Origin of the sequence: Mesorhizobium sp. M1E.F.Ca.ET.063.01.1.1, assembly GCF_003998155.1 — a bacterium.
GTDB lineage: Bacteria > Pseudomonadota > Alphaproteobacteria > Rhizobiales > Rhizobiaceae > Mesorhizobium.
On sequence record NZ_RZSC01000686.1, the window covers coordinates 1 to 3,110 of the forward strand.

General features: G+C 64.9%; 4 protein-coding genes and 1 pseudogene. All 5 read left to right on the plus strand.

Annotated features, from left to right (window positions below; translation table 11 throughout):
• Positions 1-616, plus strand: a 616-nt coding sequence (locus tag EOA29_RS30565) for a PhoH family protein (RefSeq protein ID WP_145969885.1), incomplete at its 5' end; no start/stop codon positions are given.
• A gap of 66 nt (positions 617-682) precedes the next feature.
• A complete protein-coding gene (ybeY, locus tag EOA29_RS30570; protein ID WP_126090361.1) occupies positions 683-1,180 on the plus strand; it encodes an rRNA maturation RNase YbeY in 498 nt (165 codons plus the stop codon).
• A gap of 27 nt (positions 1,181-1,207) precedes the next feature.
• Positions 1,208-2,284 carry a hemolysin family protein gene (locus tag EOA29_RS30575; protein ID WP_126090360.1) on the plus strand — a complete coding sequence of 359 codons (1,077 nt, stop codon included), beginning with the start codon at positions 1,208-1,210 and terminating at the stop codon, positions 2,282-2,284.
• A gap of 12 nt (positions 2,285-2,296) precedes the next feature.
• Positions 2,297-2,767, plus strand: a complete 471-nt coding sequence (locus tag EOA29_RS30580) for a VOC family protein (RefSeq protein ID WP_126090359.1) — start codon at positions 2,297-2,299, stop codon at positions 2,765-2,767.
• Positions 2,768-2,941: 174 nt separating this feature from the next.
• Positions 2,942-3,110, plus strand: a pseudogene (locus tag EOA29_RS43365) (apolipoprotein N-acyltransferase); the annotation flags it as partial.

Consider the following 3,110-nt stretch of genomic DNA (forward strand, 5'->3'; position numbering starts at 1 on the left):
GGCGCTGGAGCGCTCCGAAATGGTCTTCGGCATCGGCCCGGCCGGCACCGGCAAGACCTATCTGGCGGTGGCGCACGCGGCGATGCTGCTCGAGCGCGGCATGGTCGAGCGCATCGTGCTCTCGCGCCCGGCGGTCGAAGCCGGCGAGCGACTGGGCTTCCTGCCCGGCGACATGAAGGAGAAGGTCGATCCGTATCTGCGGCCCCTCTATGATGCGCTCTACGACATGATGCCGGCCGACAAGGTCGAGCGGGCGATCGCCGCCGAGGTCATCGAGATCGCGCCTTTGGCCTTCATGCGCGGCCGCACGCTGGCGCATGCGGCGGTGATCCTCGACGAGGCGCAGAACACCACGCCGATGCAGATGAAGATGTTCCTGACCCGTCTCGGCGAGAACTCGCGCATGATCGTCACCGGCGATCCGACGCAGATCGACCTGCCGCCCAACACCAAGTCGGGCCTGGTCGAGGCGCTGCGCATCCTCGACGGCGTGCCGGGCATCGTCACGGTCCGCTTCAACGAGGGCGACGTCGTGCGCCATCCGCTGGTCGCCGAGATCGTCAAGGCCTATGATCGCGACGGCAAGCTGGCGAGAGGCTTGGGCGCCGAGAACTAGAGCATGATCCCGAAAAGTGTGTGCGGTTTTCGGGAAAGATCATGCTCAGACAAGAAATAAAGCCCCATGGCTGAAAATCCGGGATCCAGCGGCGAGACGCCGCTCGACATCGATATTTTCATCGAGGCCGGCGACTGGCCCGAGGAAGCGGAGTTGGCACGACTGGTAGATCGAGCGGCCGCCGCCGCCCTTGCCGAGGCCGGCTCGAACGGCGCCTCGGAGCTCAGCATCGTTTTTTCCGACGACGCCCATATCCAGACCCTCAACGCCGAATGGCGCGGCAAGGACAAACCGACCAACGTCTTGTCTTTTCCGGCTTTTTCCTTCCCGAAAGGAGGCAAGCTGCCGCCGATGCTGGGCGACATCGTGCTGGCCTCCGAGACGGTCGCGCGTGAGGCCACCCTGGAAGACAAGCCGCTGGCGAACCATATCACCCATCTCGTCATCCATGGCCTGCTGCATCTTCTGGGCTATGATCACGAGACCGACGCCGAGGCCGAGGAGATGGAAGCAATCGAGCGCGCGGCGCTTGCGAGGCTTGCCATTCCCGATCCCTACGCGTAACAAAAAAGACCAATTGACCCGATGGCGATGAACGACAAACCAGAAACTGCCGCCCGTCCGGAAGCTGGCAGTGCGGCCAAGCCTTCCGAAAAGACGGAAGACGGCTCCAGTCCGAGTATTCCGACCGGCAGCGCGGCCGCTGAGCCCTCGCATGCCGGTCCTTCGCTCTTCGATCGCGTGCTTGGCCTGTTCCGGCACCGCAACGGCACCAACCTGCGCGAGGAGATCGCCGGCGCGCTGGCCGAGACGGCGAGCGATGCCGAATCCTTTTCGCCCGGCGAGCGCGCCATGCTCAACAACATCCTGCGGCTGCGCGAGGTGCGCGTCGAGGATGTGATGGTGCCCCGCGCCGACATCGAAGCGGTCGAGATCACCACGTCGCTCGGCGATCTGCTTGGCCTTTTCGAGCAGTCCGGCCATTCCCGCATGCCGGTCTATTCCGAAACGCTCGACGATCCGCGCGGCATGGTCCACATCCGCGACGTTCTTGCCCACATCACCAAGGTCGCCCGCGTCAAGAAGGGCCGCGCGAACAGGAAGACCCCGACGCCGACCGTTCTCGATCTCGCCCAGGTCGATCTCGCGCGCACCATAGGCGATCTCGACCTGATCCGCCCGGTGCTGTTCGTGCCGCCCTCCATGCTTGCCTCCGACCTGATGGGGCGCATGCAGACGACCCGCACCCAGATGGCGCTCGTCATCGACGAATATGGCGGCACCGACGGCCTCGCCTCGCTGGAGGACATCGTCGAGATGGTGGTCGGCGACATCGAGGACGAGCACGACGACGACGAGCCGATGATCACCCAGGCCGGCGACGGCGTATTCGTTGTCGACGGCAAGGCCGAGATCGACGAGGTCGCCAAGATGATCGGCGAGGATTTCGCCGCCGGCGAGCATGGCGAATATGTCGACACCATCGGCGGCATGATCTTCAACACGCTTGGCCGGGTCCCGGCCCGAGGCGAGGTGGTGCAGGCCATACCGGGCTTCGAATTCCACGTGCTCGACGCCGACCCGCGCCGCGTCAAGCGGGTGCGCATCGTGCAGAGCCCGAAGGGCGAACGGCAGCGCCGCCGCGCGGCACGCACCGAGCAGGCCTGACATCTTAGGGCCATGCCGGTCGACGACCCGTTCAAGCACGCAGTCCTGGGCTCCGGCGCCTTCTATCGCGATCCGCGCGCGGCTCTGGCGTGGCTTCAGGCAGCCTTCGGTTTCGAGCCCAGCATGGTGGTGAGCGATGCCGACGGGCGGCTCGTCCATGCCGAAATGCGGTTCGGCGAGGGCTACATCATCGTCGATTCCGAATGGGTCGAGCATATTGCCAGCCCGGCCTCGGTCGGCGGCAAGAACACCCAGTCGGTTTACATCCGTCTGCGGGAAGGCCTCGACGCTCATTGCGAAAAAGCGCGCATGGCGGGGGCCGAAATCATTGAGGAGCCCGTCGATCATTTCTACGGCGAAAGGCAATACCGGGCTTGCGATCCCGAAGGCCACGTATGGACATTCACCCAGACCATGCGCGTGGTCTCGAAGGAAGAGGCCGAGCAGCTGAGCGGCCTGCGGATCGATGGCTGGCATCGTTGAGGATTTTGCAGCCAAGCGGAATCGCGTGGCGTTGCAGAGATGCGGCTGGTCAAAAAGCGAGAGCGGCCGCGCTCTCGCGCGACCGTGAATTAGGCTGCGCTCATCCGTGTTTGGATCACGCGGCGCGGCCTGTTAAATCTCAGGCTGCCTGATTCGCGCGACTTGGGAAGCTATATGCAGCGCTTTGCCGGCCGGATAATTCTGCTGTGGGGGTGGCGGCGGGCGCTGGTGGCGTTTGCCGCCGGAGCGCTCGCGGTGCTCGCCCAGGCGCCCTACGATTTCTTCGCTGCCTGCTTCGTCTCGTTTCCGGTGCTCGTCTGGCTGCTCGACGGCTCAACGGGCG